Annotated in this window: 13 protein-coding genes; all 13 read left to right on the forward strand. The window is 44.9% G+C overall.

Annotated features, from left to right (window positions below):
- The first annotated feature begins 75 nt into the window (after nucleotides 1–75).
- Entirely contained in the window at nucleotides 76–1,314 is a 1,239-nt protein-coding gene (locus HFD85_RS04580; RefSeq protein ID WP_167605463.1) for an outer membrane protein assembly factor BamB family protein, read from the forward strand.
- 2 nt (nucleotides 1,315–1,316) lie between these two features.
- Complete coding sequence (locus HFD85_RS04585) at nucleotides 1,317–2,561, forward strand: PQQ-binding-like beta-propeller repeat protein (RefSeq protein WP_167605465.1); 1,245 nt, start codon at nucleotides 1,317–1,319, stop codon at nucleotides 2,559–2,561.
- 34 nt (nucleotides 2,562–2,595) lie between these two features.
- Complete coding sequence (locus HFD85_RS04590; RefSeq protein ID WP_167605467.1) at nucleotides 2,596–4,020, forward strand: outer membrane protein assembly factor BamB family protein; 1,425 nt, start codon at nucleotides 2,596–2,598, stop codon at nucleotides 4,018–4,020.
- 168 nt (nucleotides 4,021–4,188) lie between these two features.
- Complete coding sequence (locus HFD85_RS04595; protein ID WP_167605469.1) at nucleotides 4,189–5,160, forward strand: NHL repeat-containing protein; 972 nt, start codon at nucleotides 4,189–4,191, stop codon at nucleotides 5,158–5,160.
- A gap of 129 nt (nucleotides 5,161–5,289) precedes the next feature.
- Entirely contained in the window at nucleotides 5,290–5,490 is a 201-nt protein-coding gene (locus tag HFD85_RS04600; protein WP_167605471.1) for a hypothetical protein, read from the forward strand.
- Nucleotides 5,491–5,619: 129 nt separating this feature from the next.
- The gene (locus HFD85_RS04605) at nucleotides 5,620–6,192 is read left to right on the forward strand and encodes a 4Fe-4S dicluster domain-containing protein (RefSeq protein ID WP_167605473.1); all 573 of its coding nucleotides are present in this window, start codon (nucleotides 5,620–5,622) and stop codon (nucleotides 6,190–6,192) included.
- A gap of 169 nt (nucleotides 6,193–6,361) precedes the next feature.
- Nucleotides 6,362–7,567 carry a 4Fe-4S binding protein gene (locus HFD85_RS04610; protein WP_167605475.1) on the forward strand — a complete coding sequence of 402 codons (1,206 nt, stop codon included), beginning with the start codon at nucleotides 6,362–6,364 and terminating at the stop codon, nucleotides 7,565–7,567.
- A 388-nt stretch (nucleotides 7,568–7,955) separates the two neighbouring features.
- Complete coding sequence (locus tag HFD85_RS04615; protein WP_167605477.1) at nucleotides 7,956–9,821, forward strand: outer membrane protein assembly factor BamB family protein; 1,866 nt, start codon at nucleotides 7,956–7,958, stop codon at nucleotides 9,819–9,821.
- A 161-nt stretch (nucleotides 9,822–9,982) separates the two neighbouring features.
- A complete protein-coding gene (locus HFD85_RS04620) occupies nucleotides 9,983–12,325 on the forward strand; it encodes an NAD(P)H-dependent oxidoreductase subunit E (protein ID WP_167605479.1) in 2,343 nt (780 codons plus the stop codon).
- Nucleotides 12,326–12,395: 70 nt separating this feature from the next.
- Nucleotides 12,396–13,949 (forward strand): FAD-dependent oxidoreductase, encoded by a 1,554-nt coding sequence (locus HFD85_RS04625; RefSeq protein ID WP_167605481.1) that lies wholly within the window; start codon nucleotides 12,396–12,398, stop codon nucleotides 13,947–13,949.
- Nucleotides 13,950–14,048: 99 nt separating this feature from the next.
- Complete coding sequence (locus HFD85_RS04630; protein ID WP_167605483.1) at nucleotides 14,049–15,155, forward strand: outer membrane protein assembly factor BamB family protein; 1,107 nt, start codon at nucleotides 14,049–14,051, stop codon at nucleotides 15,153–15,155.
- A 153-nt stretch (nucleotides 15,156–15,308) separates the two neighbouring features.
- Complete coding sequence (locus HFD85_RS04635; protein WP_167605485.1) at nucleotides 15,309–16,595, forward strand: glycosyltransferase family 4 protein; 1,287 nt, start codon at nucleotides 15,309–15,311, stop codon at nucleotides 16,593–16,595.
- Nucleotides 16,596–16,642: 47 nt separating this feature from the next.
- Nucleotides 16,643–17,332, forward strand: a complete 690-nt coding sequence (locus tag HFD85_RS04640; protein WP_167605487.1) for an ABC transporter ATP-binding protein — start codon at nucleotides 16,643–16,645, stop codon at nucleotides 17,330–17,332.
- The last annotated feature ends 15 nt before the right edge of the window (nucleotides 17,333–17,347 follow it).

The raw sequence follows: 17,347 nt of genomic DNA on the forward strand, positions 1-17,347 counted from the left end.
TATTTAACTCAGTAATTTGAATATTGAGCAGACTTAAAATAAGTTTGAACGTACATTTAACCAAAACCATAAACCATGAAGTATTTATTAACCACAGCATTACTGATTTTCTTAGGAGCCGGTATCAAAGCTCAGGTCGTTCAGTGGCGGGGGCCTGCCCGCGACGGTCAATTCACCGAAACCGGGTTGTTAAAGCAGTGGCCTGAAGATGGTCCCGCGCAAGTACTCGAAGTAGAAGGAATTGGGAAAGGTTATTCTTCTGCCATTTTCGAGAATGGAATGATCTATACTTCAGGAATGATCGATACAATGGACTATCTGACTGCCATCAATCCCGATGGTTCTTTTAAGTGGCAGGTAGCTTACGGACGGTCGTGGAATAAGTCGTTTCCCGATACCCGCAGTACTCCTGTTATTGAAGAAAACCGCATTTATGTGCAGAGTGGTACAGGCCAGGTTTCCTGTATCGACAAAGAAACCGGAAAGGCCATCTGGGAAGTTGATGTTGACAAAGATTTTAACGGAGAATATCATATCTGGGGAAATTCAGAAACGGTGTTATTGTGCGACGACAAAGTGATTGTTTCTCCCGGAGGACAGGAAACCAGCATTGTGGCACTGGATAAAATGACCGGCAAAGAAATCTGGCAAACCAAATCGTTGGGTGGCCCGCGTGCATACGCTTCGGCTACCATCTACGAATGGAACGGATTGCGTTACATCCTTGCAGTAATTGGAACCGATTTAATGGCTATTGTTCCCGAAACTGGGGAGATTGCCTGGAGCTACCGGTACTGGGATTCAGAAAAATGGGATCAGAACGGATTGATCTGGACCAACACTCCTACATTCAGCAACAACACTATTTTCCTGACCATGGGTTACGATTATCCGGCGGTGATGCTGGAAATGGACTCAACCGGAACCTCGGTTTCAGAAAAATTTGTCGACCATACTTTCGATAACCACCATCACGGTGTAATTCTCAATGACGGTTATTTGTATGGTTCGAACTGGTTCGATAATAAACGTGGCCGCTGGGTATGCATGAAATGGGATACCGGCGAAATAAAATACGTTACCGATTGGGATACAAAAGGAGCCATGGTGATGGCCGATGGATTATTGTATTGCTACAACGAGCGCGGAAGTGTTGGCTTGGTGAAACCCGATCCGGATGGTTTTGAGGTGATCAGCGAATTCAAAATAAAAAAAGGAGCCGGTCCGCATTGGGCACATCCTTTTATTGCCGACGGAAAATTGTTCATGCGTCACGGTGATGTGTTAATGGTATACGATATTCAGCAAAAATAACGGTGAAACACGCGCTGACCATATTGATTCTGTTAGTCGGATGGAGTGCCGCTGCCCAGGAACTGGTTCAGTTCAGGGGAGTTGATCGTAGCGGTTACTACAACGAAACCGGGCTTCTGAAAAGATGGCCGGAGAATGGTCCGCGTATGTTGTTGAAGATAGAAGGAATTGGAAAGGGTTTTTCACAGCCCATTCTTGCCGATGGAAAAATATTTGTGACCGGTATAAAAGAAGATACGCTTGATATTCTCTCTGCTTACTCGTTGAATGGGGAAATGCTCTGGGACGTTGCCTATGGTCGTTCGTGGACCGCTTCGTACATCGACAGCAGAAGCACTCCCACTTTTTGCGACGGAAAACTTTATGTGGTAAGTGGCACCGGACAGGTGAATTGCATCGACGGAAATACGGGTAAGATAATCTGGCAGGTTGATGCAATTAAGAAATATGCTGGTTCAATACACACGCATGGCGATTCGGAAGCGCCCTTGCTTGTTGGCGATCTGGTGGTGTATACTACCGGCGGTGAAGCTTATACCATGATTGCTTTCGATAAAAATAATGGGAACCTGGTCTGGAAAACCAAAAGTCTGGGAGGAAACAAATCGTATGCTTCTCCAACATTGATACGGCATAATAGCAAACCAATCATTCTGGTGCAAACTGCCGAAAATTTTATTGGAATCAATCCTGAAAATGGTACTTTACTGTGGAGTCATAATCTTATGCAGTATCATTTAAACAGCTCAGGAAAAGGTGGTAATACGAATCCGCCGCTTTACCACAACGGGGAAATATTTGTGACCAGCGGTTACGATCATCCCGGGTTGATGTTCAGGCTTTCCGAGGATGGCAGATCGATCAGCTTAAAATGGAGAAACGATGTGCTGGACAACCATCATGGTGGGATTGTACTGTTGGATGGAAATATTTACGGAGCCAACTGGACCAATAATTCAAACGGTAAGTGGGCGAGCATAAACTGGGAAACCGGGGAAACCAACTGGGAACAGGATTGGATTAACAAAGGATCGATAATTTCTGCGGATAATATGCTGTATTTTTATGAAGAAAAGCGCGGCAATGTTGCGCTTGTTGAGCCTTCACCCGAAAAACTGAATATTGTAAGCAGTTTTAGGATTGAAGATGGAGCAGGGCCGCATTGGGCGCATCCTGCCATTTATAACGGGACTTTATTTATCCGGCACGGAGATGTGATGATGATGTACGATATACAGGCAAATTAGAATTCAGCCGAAATTATGAAGCTGAGAAAATGAAATGACAATACGTAAGCTAAATATTATTCTTATTGCAGTAGGAACCATTGCGTTGGTTACGCTTTTCTGGTGGCTAAGTGCCGACCCAACAAAAGATTTCACGGTAAACCTGGAAGGTGCTGATAACCGGGGTGAAGGTGTTGCATTTGTACAGGATGTGAATATAGGGGAGTACTTCGAGGAATTCAGCACCGACTATAAACCACTGAACGAAACGTGGACCAATTTCCGCGGCGCCGATTACGATAACATTTCAAAATCTCCTGTAAAACTGATCGATAAATTTGGCCCCGAAGGACCAAAAATCATGTGGTCGGTTGAGTTGGGTGAAGGACACTCGGGTGCTGCTATCTACAAAGGTTTAGCATACATTCTCGATTACAATGAAGAAGAGCGTGCCGACCGTTTGCGCTGTTTTTCACTCCTTGACGGAACTGAACAGTGGAGCCGGGGTTACGATGTGGCCGTCAAGCGAAATCATGGCATGTCGCGAACCATTCCTGCAGTAACCGAAGATTATATTGTGACCATCGGGCCGAAGTGCCATGTTATGTGTCTCGATCGCGAAACAGGAAATTTCCGTTGGGGACTTGATATCGTTAAAGAATATCAGAATGAAATTCCTTTTTGGTACACCGGGCAGTGTCCTTTGATCGACAATAATGTGGCGATTCTGGCGGCCGGTGGTTCAAAAATGATGGTAGCTGTAGATTGCGAAAGCGGCGAAAAACTTTGGGAAACTCCCAATCCGAATGGTTGGAAAATGTCGCATTCATCCGTTATTCCCTTCACTTTTGGTGGAAGAAAAATGTATGTGTACAGTGCCATTGGAGGCTTGCTTGGTGTAGCGGCCGACGGACCAGATGTAGGTACTATTTTATGGGAAACCAATGCCTGGACTCACTCGGTAGTTGCTCCTTCGCCACTTTGCATGCCCGATGGAAAAATCTTCGTGACTGCCGGATACGGTGCGGGAAGTATGATGGTGCAACTTCACGAGAATAATGGGGAATTTAGTGTTGAAGTTATCGACGAATACACACCTAAAGACGGGCTGGCCTGCGAACAGCAAACACCAATTTTCTGGAATGGATATTTGTTTGGAATTCTGCCAAAAGATGGTGGTCCGCTGAGAAATCAGTTGGTTTGTGTTAATCCGGCCGATACGAAAAAAGTGGTGTGGTCGAGCGGAAAGGAAACCCGCTTTGGTTTAGGACCTTATTTTATTGCTGATAATAAAATGTTTATTCTGAATGACGACGGTACGCTGACCATTGCACGGCCAAGTACCGAAAAATACATTCAGCTCGATCAGGTAAAAGTAATTGAAGACGGGCACGATGCATGGGCTCCCTTTGCATTGGCCGACGGTTATTTGTTAATGCGCGACTCAAAAACAATGGTTTGTATTGATCTGAATAAGTAATTGACAGATTGTGAAACTGAAAAATTGCGAAAACAGATAAAGAAATTATTGAATGAGAACCGACACTGAAAGTGTCAAATATGAATAAAGGTTGATAAAGGCGCTTTCACGAATGTTGATTGAAAATCAGGCTTAGCAAGCGCCGCACATGGATAGTTGAATAGAATAATGAAAAACAAGGGAATCGTCATATTTCTGATTGTACTGGCAATTGTCATCGTAGGAGTGATGGTGGTCGACTGGTATTCAAAACGTCCCGACCGGATGGAGGCCAATAAGTTTGAGTTCAGTGTGGATGAATTTAAAAATGTGCCGGAAGAACTGATTCAGTATAAGGAAACCAAAAATTTCAATCCCGGATTTGAAAAGCCTGCCGGACTGAGGATCAGCGACGATCAGATTTACCTGGTTGGCGACAGGGTGCTAAAACAAATTGACAAGTCCGGTCAGCTGATCAGGGAGATTGATCTTGATGACGAACCTTCAACAGTTGAAGTAAGCGCCGATCGGATTTATATCGCCTTTAAAAATAGCATTCAAATCTACGATAAGTCCGGACATTTAATTGATGAGTGGAGGCTTGACAACGAGAATAGCCTTATTACGGCAATTGGAGCAGCAGATGACAATGTTTTTGTAGCTGATGCCGGAACCAGGAGAATTTTGAGGTTTAGTGTTGCCGGCGAACTTTTGAACGAAATTAAAGGGAAAGCAAGTGCCGACGACTTGCATGGTTTTATCATCCCAAGTCCTTATTTCGATTTGGATATAACTGAATACGACGATTTGTGGGTGGTTAATCCGGGGCTGCATACCCTGGAACAATATACCGAAGACGGAAATCTGCGTGAGCACTGGCGTGCGAGTGGTGCGCGAACAGAAGGATTTAGTGGATGTTGCAATCCGGCTCACTTTTGCTTTCTGCCCGATGGAAGTTTTGTTACCAGTGAAAAAGGTTTGGTGCGGATCAAGGTGTACAAACCTTCCGGTGAATTCTCCGGCGTAGTAGCTGCACCAACAAAGTTCGAAGACAAAATTGAAGGCGAGGCACCGGATGTTGCTGTCGACAGTGAGGGAAATATTTACGCTCTCGATTTCGACCGGAAAGTACTGCGGGTATTTGAGAAGAAAACTCCGTAGGAGTTTGAATTTAATAACACCGGGCTTTAGCCCGGAGATAATGAGCGAAGCGAATAAAAGGCGCTGATGGGAAAGTCGATTGAAACAGAAACTTTTCAAGCGCCGCACAAACAAAAGCTGAATAGAAGAATGGATCGAAAAAAATTCATACAAACAGGAGGAAGGCTGATGCTGCTTGGAGGGATTATCGCGGCATCGGGTTACCTGGTAAAGAATAACCGGGTAACTGCCAGTTGTTCGGTTTCTCCAACATGCGGGAATTGCGGAAAATACAGTAAATGCGAACTGCCGCAAGCAGAGGATTTTAAGTCACGAAAAGTAACTCCATAGGAGTTGATTAATAGCACCGGGTTTTAACCCGGGGTAGATAAGTGAAGCGAATGAAAGGCACATCAGATTCAGTAGTTTGAAAAGATTTTATTCCATGTGCCGCACACAGAAATGTTGATCAGAAAGACGATGGAAAAGAAAAATAAAGCACAATCCAGACGAAAATTCATCCAGAACGGGATGAGGTTTTCCCTGTTGCTATCGCTGGGAACAGTTAGTGCTGCCGCCCTGCGAAAGGTAACAACTGATGATTATGTCTGGCAGATCGATCCCTTTAAATGCACGCAATGCGGGCGCTGTGCTACGGAATGTGTTATGTCGCCGTCAGCTGTAAAATGTGTTCATGCATTCGATTTATGTGGCTACTGCGATTTGTGCGGAGGTTATCTGAAACCTGACGCCAATGCGCGCAGTACAGCGGCTGAAAACCAGTTGTGTCCCACTGCAGCCATCGAACGCAGGTTTATTGAAGAACCTTATTTTGAATACCACATCGACGAAGATTTGTGCATCGGTTGTGCCAAATGTGTGGCCGGCTGCACATCGTTTGGAAACGGTTCGCTGCATTTGCAGATCATCCATGACATCTGCCTGAACTGCAACGAATGTTCCATTGCCCGTGTTTGTCCGTCGGATGCAATCAGCCGGGTACCGGCCAGTGAGGCCTACAAAGTAAAAGGAAGTTGGACGAACCCAACATAGATTGAAATAAATGAACCAAAAAACCAAAATAGAATCAAGTCACGAGCTACGAGCTGCGAGCTGCAAGTCATTAGTAAATGAGACTGCAAACTGCGACTGGAAACTTCATGCATTCAAATATGCAAAGTTCATCGTTTTCGCTGTCGTCTTTTTTCTTTCAACTTTTACCTTGAGCGCACAACAACAACGGTTTCCAAAGCCTGAATTTGATACAGGATACGAACAGCCTTCACCAATAACACCGGAACCACGTGCCTTAGCCCTCGAATACTTTGATGTGCTGGTACTTCTACTGGTACTCTCTGCTGCTACCTGGATGGCCCTGAAAAGCCGTTCACGACAGGGACTGATCTGGTTGTCGATATTTACTCTGGCCTATTTTGGATTTTACCGGAATGGCTGCATCTGCAGCATCGGATCGATACAAAATGTAACACTTACGTTTTTCGATCCCACCTATGCCATTTCACTTACGGCGCTATTGTTTTTTGTGTTGCCCTTGTTATTTACCTTGTTTTTTGGGCGAACCTTTTGTGCCGGAGCCTGTCCGCTGGGAGCCATTCAGGATCTGATAGTAATCAAACCAATCAGTCTTCCAAAATGGCTGAACAAAACGCTGGGATTGATACCTTACCTTTATTTGTCGCTGGCAGTATTGTTTGCAGCCACCGGAACTGATTTTATTATTTGTCGCTACGATCCGTTTGTTGGTATCTTCAGGATGGATGCAAAACTGCTGATGGCCATTTTGGGCATTTCCTTTTTATTGATGGGAATGTTTGTGGCACGACCGTATTGCCGCTTTTTATGCCCGTACAGTGTGCCTCTTAGCTGGATGTCGCGTTTCTCGAAATGGCACCTCACCATAACACCTTCAACTTGTATTCAGTGTAAGCTTTGTGCCAATTCGTGTCCTTTCGATGCAATTGATTATCCGACCAACGAGAAGGAAGTGGTGAAATCAGGCCTGGGACCCAAACGATTTCTTACTTATGTCCTGGTCATTCCATTGTGGGTGGCGTTAGGTGTATTTGTCGGAAACCGTTCGCATGTATTCCTGTCAAAAGCCAATTCAACGGTTTATCTCGCCGAGTTACTGATCTCGCATCCGGAAGTAAGAAATGATCCCGACAATATTGATGTACAAACTTTTATGTCGCTGGGGAAAACCATGGACGAGTTGGTGGTGGAAGCAGAAAAAATTCAGGATAAGTTTTACCTCGGAAGTATGATCGCCGGAGGATTTATGGGACTGGTGATCGGAATGACTTTGCTGAACACGGTGGTTTTCAGAAAACGGCAGGATTACGAACCGCACAAAGGAAACTGTTTTAGCTGTGCCCGTTGTGTGGATTATTGTCCGGTAGAAAAGTGATAAACCGGTAAATTGAAAAATTGTGAAATTGAAAAGAACTGACGATATTTTTTAACGATGAACTCCGTAGGAGTTCGATTTTGGTAGAATCAGTAAATAAATAGGAATAGAAAAGGCGCTTACATAAAACGCGTATGAAAAGCAGGCATCGCAAGCGCCGCAAAAGGAAAGAAACATTAAAAATGTAGCAACTCCGTAGGAGTTCGATTATGGTAGAAAATTGAATTAGAATACAAAAAGGCGCTTCCGCCGAAGCTGAATTGAAAAACAGACTAAGCAAGCGCCACACAAACGAACCAGGATTGAAAAACGAATAAAAGCATGATGGAAACCTGGTAGCTGAAGAAACTCTTCCCGCTTCCTGCTTCCATCTTCAAACCAAAAATATATGACCAACAACGATAAAATAAAAATAGCACAAAACATCGCCCTGATTGCCGGCATATTCTGCACGGTAGTGGCGATCCTGTTGTTGCTTAATTTCTGGCAGATTTCAAAGAGCGACCCCATTGAAAGTAAAGCTCTGGAAGCACTTGTTGAACGCCTGAAGCAGGAGCCCAATAACGAAGAGTTAAAAACGGAGATCCGCAACTTCGATCTGTTGGCGCGCAAAGCTTATTTTAATAGCGAGTGGCAGGTAAAAACCGGCGCTTATTTGATGTTGATTGGGGCAATCGTTCTGGCTTTGGCCTTACGATTTTATTATTCGCTGAAAAGCAAAATCGAAGAACCCGATACCCGTTACGAAAATGAAATTACCAGCAGGATTCTGGCTCAAAAGGGAGTGATCATTGTTGGGGCAGTAGTGATGGTTCTGGCTTTTGTCGCATCATTTGCAACCGTAAATCATTTGGATGACTACGATGCCGCTTCAGCTCAGGTGGCCGAAAATGAGGCAAGTGCAGATGAAGATCAGATTGAAGTTATTGAAGTCAGCAAATCACCTGTTGCTAATGAAACGGATGTGGAACCTGAAGTTCAGCAGGAAACGGAATCGGCTGTCGTTGTTGCAGAAGAAAAAGCAGCTGCGGAAGAAACAGCACCTGAAAAAATAGAACAGGTAGCTCCCGAAAAAACTGCGGCGACATCTTCAGGATTAACACTGGAAGCGGTCAGGGTAAATCATAACTCATTAAGAGGGCCGTTGAGTCAGGGAGTAAGTTTTCGTAAAAACATTCCGACCGAGTGGGATGCCGCCGCAGGAACAAATGTTCTGTGGAAATCACCCATCGCAAAGCATGGCTTCAATTCACCGGTAATTTGGGGTGATAAAATATTTATTGCGGGAGCAGATGCAGCCAGCCGAGAGGTGTATTGCTATGATAGAAACACCGGAAAACTTTTATGGACAGGTGTTGCCAACAACATCTCCGGATCACCAACAACAGTCCCCAAAGTTACTCCCGATACCGGACTTTCGGCACCTACACTTACAACGGATGGGAAAGCGGTTTTTGCAATTTTCGCAACGGGCGATGTAATTGCCTTCGATATGAATGGCAAACGTCTGTGGGCACGTAACCTCGGGGTGCCAAACAATCATTACGGGCATTCATCTTCGTTGACTACCTGGGACGGAAAACTTATCGTTCAATACGATACCAACAGTGGTGGAAAGGTGCTGGCGCTCGACAATACCACCGGAGAAAACGTTTGGGAAACCGAGCGTGAAAGTAAGATTTCATGGGCCAGCCCGGTTCTTGCTGAAATTGATGGAAGCTATCAGGTGGTGCTGACTGCCGATCCGATTGTAGCCGGCTACGACGTAAAAACCGGAAAAGAACTTTGGCAGGTGGAATGTATGATGGGTGAAGTTGGTCCTTCTGTGGCTTATAGCGATGGAATTGTATTCGCAGCTAATGAATATGCCCGACTGGTTGCCATCGACGTGAAAAAGAATTCAATTATTTGGGAAGACGATTATTATTTGCCTGAAGCATCGAGTCCGGTTGCATATAACGGCCTCTTGATCGTATGTACCAGCTACGGTGTTATTGCCTGCTACGATGCCAAAAGCGGTGAAATGTACTGGGAAGAAGATTTAGGTACCACATTGTATTCTTCACCGATGGTAGCCGAAGGGAAGCTGTTCATTATGGACAACGACGGTGTAATGCGCATTTACGAATTCAGTAAAGAACTGAAGAAAATTGCGGAGAATGAATTGGGTGAAACTGCAGGAACAACGCCTGCCTTTGCCGATGGCCGGATTTACATTCGAGGAGAGAACAATTTGTATTGCATAGGTAAATAGTTCCGAAGCAGTTTAATATGAATAACCCCGGGTTTTAACCCGGGGATTGAAAAATAACCATAAGAAAAGGCGCATTCACGCTCAGAGATTAAAACTCGACTTTATCATGCGCCGCACGATAATAAGTCGTTTGAAATAGGAAAGTGAAGGAATAAAAATTCATGTCAGAATACAAACAATATATCGATCAACTGATTGCTGAAAAAGGCTCTACTAAAAAGAGTTTAATTCCGATTCTGCAAGCCATTCAGAAGGAATACAACTATCTTCCTGAAGAAGCGCTGCGTCTGTTGGCGGATAATTCAGAGATAACAGCTGCCGAGATTATCGGTGTGGCAAGCTTTTATTCGCAGTTCCGTTTGCATCCTGTTGGCGAACACATGATTAAAGTGTGCGTGGGAACGGCTTGTCACGTTAAAGGAGCAGTGCAGGTTTACGATGCTTTCCGTCGCGAATTAAAATTGAAGGATGGAATTGATACCGACGAATCGGGCAAATACACCATTGAAAAAGTAGCCTGTCTGGGATGTTGTACGCTGGCTCCAGTTGTTCAGATCGACGGAACGACTTATGGACATGTGGCATCCGATCAGATAGAGCAGATCATCGAGGACTTTGAAAGTATAAAAAGTAAAAAAGATACCGGCAAAGCCCGAAAAGCAGATGGAACTGAAATTCAGGGCGAAATCAGAATCGGACTCGGATCGTGTTGTGTGGCCAGCGGTAGCAAGGAAATCCAGGAAGAAGTGGAACATGTGGTCAACGAAAGTGGTTTACGGGTTAATCTGAAGCATGTGGGATGTGTCGGAATGTGTCACCAGGTGCCTTTGGTCGAGGTGGTTCCCAACGAAGGTGAACCAACCTTGTACGCCAAAGTAAAACCCGAAGACGTAAAAAATATCGTTGAAAATCACTTTGACGCGCCCGGACTGTTTACTAAACTGAAGAATAAACTGATACGCACCGCTGAAACGATTCAAACCGACCGGAACTGGGAAGGTGTGCAGCGTTACGAGATCAGCATGCGCGAAAAACCGGTGGCTTCTTTCCTTGGAAATCAGTTACCGATTGCCACCGAATACCGGGGCATGATCAATCCGCTCGATTTAAAAGAATACAGAACCCGCGGAGGTTTCGAATCGTTGAAGAAGGTACTTGAAACCATGTCGCCCGACGAGGTAGTCGATGAAGTAAAACAAAGTGGTATTCGTGGTCGTGGTGGCGCAGGGTTTCCAACCGGCTTGAAGTGGGAATTTGTAAAAAAGGAAAAGAGCGAACTAAAATACCTGATCTGTAATGGCGATGAAGGTGATCCCGGTGCGTTTATGGACCGCATGTTGCTGGAATCCTATCCGTATCGAATCATCGAGGGAATGACCATTGCTGCTTATGCAACGGGCATTCATCAGGGGTATTTCTACATTCGGGCTGAATATCCGCTCGCAGTTAGTCGTATTCGCGAAGCCCTTAAAATCTGCAGGGAAAATAATTACCTGGGAAAAAATATTCTGGGAAGCGGTTTCGATTTAGATCTTCAGATTTATGAAGGTGCCGGAGCTTTTGTATGTGGCGAAGAAACAGCTTTGATTGCTTCCATCGAAGGAAGTCGTGGATTTCCGCGTATTCGTCCGCCTTTTCCTGCTCAGAACGGTTTGTTCGGTCAGCCAACCCTGGTAAACAACACCGAAACATTTGCTCAAATCTCCTACATTCTGCGTGAAGGCTGGAAGAGATTTGCCGAAATTGGAACCGGAAGAAGCACAGGAACAAAAGTATTTGCACTGGCCGGGAAAGTGGCCCGTGGCGGATTGATAGAAGTTCCCATGGGTATTACGATTCGTGAAGTGATTGAAGAGATCGGTGGTGGCATTGCCAATGGCCGGAAATTCAAGGCTGTTCAGATCGGCGGGCCATCGGGAGGATGTATTCCTGCGGAATATGCTGATACCCCGATTAATTACGAGTCGCTCCAGGAGATGGGAGCCATGATGGGATCCGGAGGATTGGTGGTACTCGACGACACCGATTGTATGGTGGACATTGCCCGCTACTTTTTGTCGTTCACGCAGGAAGAATCGTGCGGAAAATGTACCTTCTGTCGTGTGGGAACTCGTCGGATGCTGGATATTCTTGAAAATATAACCAGCGGAAAAGGCAAGCAGGGAGATATTGAAGAACTGGAACATCTGGCCGAATGGACGAGAAAAGGAAGCTTGTGCGGACTGGGAAGAACGGCACCAAATCCGGTGCTGAGTACATTGAAATATTTCAGGGAAGAATACGAGGCACACATTAACGGAACCTGTCCCACCGGGAAATGCATGGAACTGATCACCTATTCTGTAAATGACGAGTGTATTGGTTGTACCAAATGCGCGCAAAAATGTCCGGTCGACGCCATTCCATTCACGCCTCACGAAAAACACAGCATCGATACTGAATTATGTATAAAGTGCGATGCCTGCCGGGCTGCTTGTCCGGTTGATGCGATTGACGTAAAATAGTTTAAAGTTCAGTGTTTAAAGTTCAAAGTGATCCAGTATCCAATATCGAATATCCAGAATCGAGAAACAGATGATCAAACTAAAAATAAATAATAAGGAAATTCAAGTTGAAGCGGGCACCTCAGTAATGAAGGCGGCGCAGTCGCTGGGTTTCGATATTCCAAACATGTGCTGGCACGACGAGCTGGAGCATTTTACTTCCTGCATGTTGTGCATGGTAAAAGATCATGGCACGGGTAAATTGCTGCCATCGTGTTCGGTGAATGTGGTGGACGGTATGGATATTGAAACCGACAACGAAGAAGTGGCTGAATCGCGAAAAACCGCACTCGAATTACTGATGAGCGAACATACCGGCGATTGCGAAGCTCCTTGCCAGATAGCGTGTCCGGCTCATATGGACATTCCAAAAATGAACCGTTTGATTGCCGCCGATAAACTTGATGAAGCCTTGCAGGTGGTTAAAAAAGATATTGCGCTCCCGGCTGTTTTGGGGCGCATTTGCCCGGCACCCTGCGAAGGTGCTTGCCATCGGAAAACGGTGGATGAGCCGGTTTCAATTTGCCTGTTGAAACGGATTACCGGCGATGAAGGAATTGAGTCAGAGATTCAAAAAGTACCATCAACCGGAAAAAACGTGGCTGTTATTGGTGCAGGTCCGGCCGGATTGGCAGCAGCCTACTACCTTCAGCTAAAAGGCATTCAGGTAACTTTGTTCGATAAAAGCCAAAAAGCAGGTGGTTTGCTGAGAACAGCACTAAGCGAAGAAATATTACCCAAAGAAGTGCTTGATAAAGAAATCGGGTCGATACTGAAAACGGGTGTTCTGTTCGAAGGCGGTACAGAAATTACGGCCGAAAAATTCGCTCAGATAAAGAACGAATTTGATGCCGTGGTTTTAGCCACCGGTGCCATTTCAGAAAATGCCGAGGTTTTTGGTTTGAAATCGAATCCCAAAGGAATTGATGCCGAACGTTCGACTTATCAGACTTCGGATGAAAAAGTATTTGCCGTTGGAAATGTACTGCGTTCCTCGCGATTGGCAGTACGTTCGGTGGGGCAGGGTAAGGAAGTGGCTTTTTCGGTATTGCAGTTTTTAAACAACCAGGAAATAAAAGGTGAACCACGCTTGTTCAATTCGCGGGTTGGAAAATTGGTGGCTGAAGAATTTGCTGAATATTTAAAAGAATCGGTTCCGGGAAAACGGACATTCCCGAAAGAAGGCGGACGCTCCGGTTTCACAAAAGAAGAAGCCATTGCCGAAGCTAAACGTTGCCTGCATTGCGATTGCCGTGCTATCGATGATTGCAAACTGCGAACATATTCCGATCATTATCAGGTAGATCAAAAAAGATTTAAAACCAGCGCGCGACGCAACATAACCAAACAAATCAATCATGGTTCGGTGGTTTACGAGCCACAAAAATGCATTAAGTGTGGTATTTGTGTGCGCTTGACAGAGAAATATTCCGAGCGTTTTGGTTTTACTTATGTTGGGCGTGGTTTTGATGTGGTAATTGGTGTACCTTTCGACGAAGCTTTGGAAAAAGGCCTGACAGAAACAGCCGAAAAAGTGGCAAAAAGTTGCCCGACCGGTGCTATAAGTTTAAAAGAAAAAGAATGATGATTAACCCCGTCTGAACGGGACGGGCAGGGATTTTGGATTTATGAAGGAAATCTTCTATCGAAATTCGTTAATCACTATTCACAAATCAAAGGATTTATGAAGTATTGGATAATTATATTACTATTTCTTACAAGTGTAAATATATTCGCACAGCCGTCAGATTCATGGCCTATTTTCAGGGGCGATCAGAAATTAAACGGCTTATCAAAATCTTCAATCCCGGAATCACCAAAATTGAAGTGGACCTTCGAAACCGGCGACAACATCAAATCTGCTCCTGTAGTTGCCGAAGGTAAAGTGGTGGTTGGTTCAACCGATGGAATTGTTTATTGTCTCAACACTGAAGGTGAACTGCTGTGGAAATTCGAAACCACCAATTCGATCGAAGCTCCGGCTTTGATCGTGGATAAAACCATTTACATTGGCAACCTTGATGGGATGTTGTATGCGCTAAGTCTGGATTCAGGAGAGAAACTCTGGGAGTATGAATGCGAGAACCAGATCATTGGTTCTGCCAACTGGTGGAAATCGGGCGACAAAACGCGTATTGTTGTCGGAAGTTACGACTATTATCTACACTGTGTTGATGCTCAAACCGGAGAGGGACTGTGGAAGTATGAATCGGACAATTTTATAAATGGCGCACCGGCCTGCGAAAACGGAATGGCCATGTTTGGTGGTTGCGACGGCTATTTGCATTTGGTAGATATCGCCAGCGGAAAACTCATCAAAAAAGTTGATGTGGCAACTTATGTGGCCAGTTCGGTGGCTGCCGAAGTCGACAAAGCCTATATAGGTGATTACGATGGGCGTTTTTTTCAGGTTGATTTGAAAAGCGATGAAACAACCTGGGTGTGGGAAGACGAAAATACTCACCTGCAGTTTATTGCTTCGCCTGCAATTATTGGCGATAAAGTGCTCACGGCTAATTACAATAAGTTTCTGTATTGTTTCAATAAAAACACGGGGGAGAAGCTTTGGGAATACAACACCGGCCGTAATGTGGAGGCTTCACCTGTTGTTGTTCAAAACAAGGTGATTGTGGCAAATATGCGTGGCGATCTGATTATTGTAAACCTTTCGGATGGGAAACCTGTTTGGAAGTATGAAATTGGTGGTCAGATTATTAGTAATCCGGCAATTGCCGGCGGGCAGATTTACGTTGGAGCCTTTGATGGCAATGTATATTGTTTCGGGAAATAGCTTGAAACACAAAGACGCAAAGGCACTAAGATTAATTGCGAAGATTATGAGGAGAACTTCGATGAGAGCAAACATGTTATTGTGAGTAGCTCTAAACATAAAGACTTGATGATTTAATTTGTGGTTTCGTGTCTTCGTGTTAACATATAAAAGATGAACATTATTCAGATCATACCGGGTTCAGGAGGTAGTTTTTACTGCGGAAACTGCCTGCGCGACAGCAAATATTTCAATGCGCTTCGGGCCGAAGGTCACCAGGTGACCAAAATTCCGATGTACCTGCCTTTGTTTGCCGACGAACATGATATTTCTGAGATCCCGATTTTTTATGGTGCCATTAGTACTTACCTGAAACAGCTTTATCCGGTTTTCAGGAAAGCACCGGCCTGGTTCGATCGCCTGCTCAATTCGAAGCCCATGATGAAAATGGCCGCATCGATGGCCGGCTCAACAAATGCAAAAGGCCTGGAAGACATGACGGTTTCGATGCTTTTGGGCGAAGAAGGTGAACAAAAGGACGAACTCGACCACATGGTGAACTGGATTGCAGATCATTGCAAACCGGATATCATTCACATATCGAATGCATTGTTGCTGGGTTTGGCTCGACGTCTGAAGGAGAAAATCGGGGTGCCGGTTCTCTGCACGCTGCAGGATGAAGATGTTTGGATCGATCCGATGAAACCACAGTTTCAGAAGCGAATTTGGGATTTAATGCACGAACGGTCGAAGGATGTGGATGTGCTGGTGGCGGTAAGCGATTTTTTTGCCGGTGTGATGAAGGACCGTATGAAGCTCTCGGATGAGCAAGTGAAAACGATTCATCTTGGGGTGAATGTGGAAGATTACCAGTTTATGTCGGTAAAAGAAAAGCCACGTAATGTTGGCTATATTTCACGAATGTGTCATAAAGATGGGTTCGATATTGTTGTTGACGCCTTTATTGAATTAAAGAAAAAGTCGGGTTTTGAAGATGTGAAACTCATCGCAACGGGCGGATCAACTGGCGATGACAACAAATTTAATAAAGAGCAAAAACGTAAACTGAAGGAAAATAACCTGCTGGACGACTTTGATATCGTTCCCGATTTTGAAGGAAAAGAAGTAAACGATTTTTTCAGGAAAGTGCGGTTGGTTTCTGTGCCGGTTCGTATTGGTGAGGCATTCGGTATGTATATGATCGAATCGATGGCTTCGGGCGTTCCGGTGGTACAGCCAGCATTAGGGGCCTTCCCTGAGATTATCGAACTATCAGGTGGAGGCGTGACTTACATGCCCAATTCCCCAAAGAAACTGAGCGAAACATGGGCTGAATTACTCAACGATCAGGACAAACTTGAAAAACTTAGTCTGGCCGGTTACGAGGGAACGCGCCAAAAGTTCAACATTCACAATCACACCAAAGAAATTATAACTTTATACGAGAGTCTTCGTCAGTAATCATTGCGAAAGTTGCGCTACTTGGCGCTCTTTGCGCTTAAATAAAAATGATGTTGCTACAATTAAAAAATATTTCGAAAGGATACGGAGAGCCCGGAACACATAGTTTTCGGCCGGTTTTGAAGGGGTTGAACCTAGAAATTGGAAAAGGAGAGAAAGTGGCCATTATCGGGCCAAGCGGATCCGGAAAAACAACTTTACTAAATCTGATTGGTGCATTGGATTTGCCTGAATCAGGCGAAGTCATTTTCAATGATAACGATCTGACCACCTATTCGAAAAATCAGCTGGCTGAATTTCGTAACAAAAATCTGGGCTTTGTTTTTCAGATGCATCATTTGATGCCGCAACTCACCTTAATGGAGAATGTGTTGTTGCCGATCCTTCCGCAAGGAAAAGTGAAAAAGGAACAGAAAGATTGGGCGGAGTACCTCATAAAAAAAGTGGGTATCTGGGAACAGCGCAATCAGAAGCCTTCGGAAATGTCGGGTGGTGAATGCCAGCGGACAGCTGTGGTTCGTGCACTGGTCAATAAGCCGGAACTGATCCTGGCCGACGAGCCAACCGGAGCACTCGACGAAGACAATGCCACGGCGCTAACCGACCTGCTCATTCAGCTTAGCGATGAGGAAAAAGTTACACTGGTAACCGTAACGCATTCCGCAGAAATGGCAGCAAAAATGGATCGGAAACTCGTTTTGAAAAACGGACAATTAAGTTCAGAGCTCAAAGTTTAAAGTTCAAAATAATTC

Origin of the sequence: Maribellus sediminis (assembly GCF_011799805.1) — a bacterium.
Classification (GTDB): Bacteria; Bacteroidota; Bacteroidia; order Bacteroidales; family Prolixibacteraceae; genus Draconibacterium; species Draconibacterium sediminis_A.

Excerpts from the sequence above, each read along its gene's own strand:
- HFD85_RS04590 (WP_167605467.1), top strand. The coding sequence starts at position 2,596 with ATGACAATACGTAAGCTAAATATTATTCTTATTGCAGTAGGAACCATT.
- HFD85_RS04630 (WP_167605483.1), top strand. The coding sequence starts at position 14,049 with ATGAAGTATTGGATAATTATATTACTATTTCTTACAAGTGTAAATATA.
- HFD85_RS04605 (WP_167605473.1), top strand. The coding sequence starts at position 5,620 with ATGGAAAAGAAAAATAAAGCACAATCCAGACGAAAATTCATCCAGAAC.
- HFD85_RS04600 (WP_167605471.1), top strand. The coding sequence starts at position 5,290 with ATGGATCGAAAAAAATTCATACAAACAGGAGGAAGGCTGATGCTGCTT.
- HFD85_RS04615 (WP_167605477.1), top strand. The coding sequence starts at position 7,956 with ATGACCAACAACGATAAAATAAAAATAGCACAAAACATCGCCCTGATT.
- HFD85_RS04625 (WP_167605481.1), top strand. The coding sequence starts at position 12,396 with ATGATCAAACTAAAAATAAATAATAAGGAAATTCAAGTTGAAGCGGGC.
- HFD85_RS04580 (WP_167605463.1), top strand. The coding sequence starts at position 76 with ATGAAGTATTTATTAACCACAGCATTACTGATTTTCTTAGGAGCCGGT.
- HFD85_RS04595 (WP_167605469.1), top strand. The coding sequence starts at position 4,189 with ATGAAAAACAAGGGAATCGTCATATTTCTGATTGTACTGGCAATTGTC.
- HFD85_RS04640 (WP_167605487.1), top strand. The coding sequence starts at position 16,643 with ATGATGTTGCTACAATTAAAAAATATTTCGAAAGGATACGGAGAGCCC.
- HFD85_RS04635 (WP_167605485.1), top strand. The coding sequence starts at position 15,309 with ATGAACATTATTCAGATCATACCGGGTTCAGGAGGTAGTTTTTACTGC.
- HFD85_RS04620 (WP_167605479.1), top strand. The coding sequence starts at position 9,983 with ATGTCAGAATACAAACAATATATCGATCAACTGATTGCTGAAAAAGGC.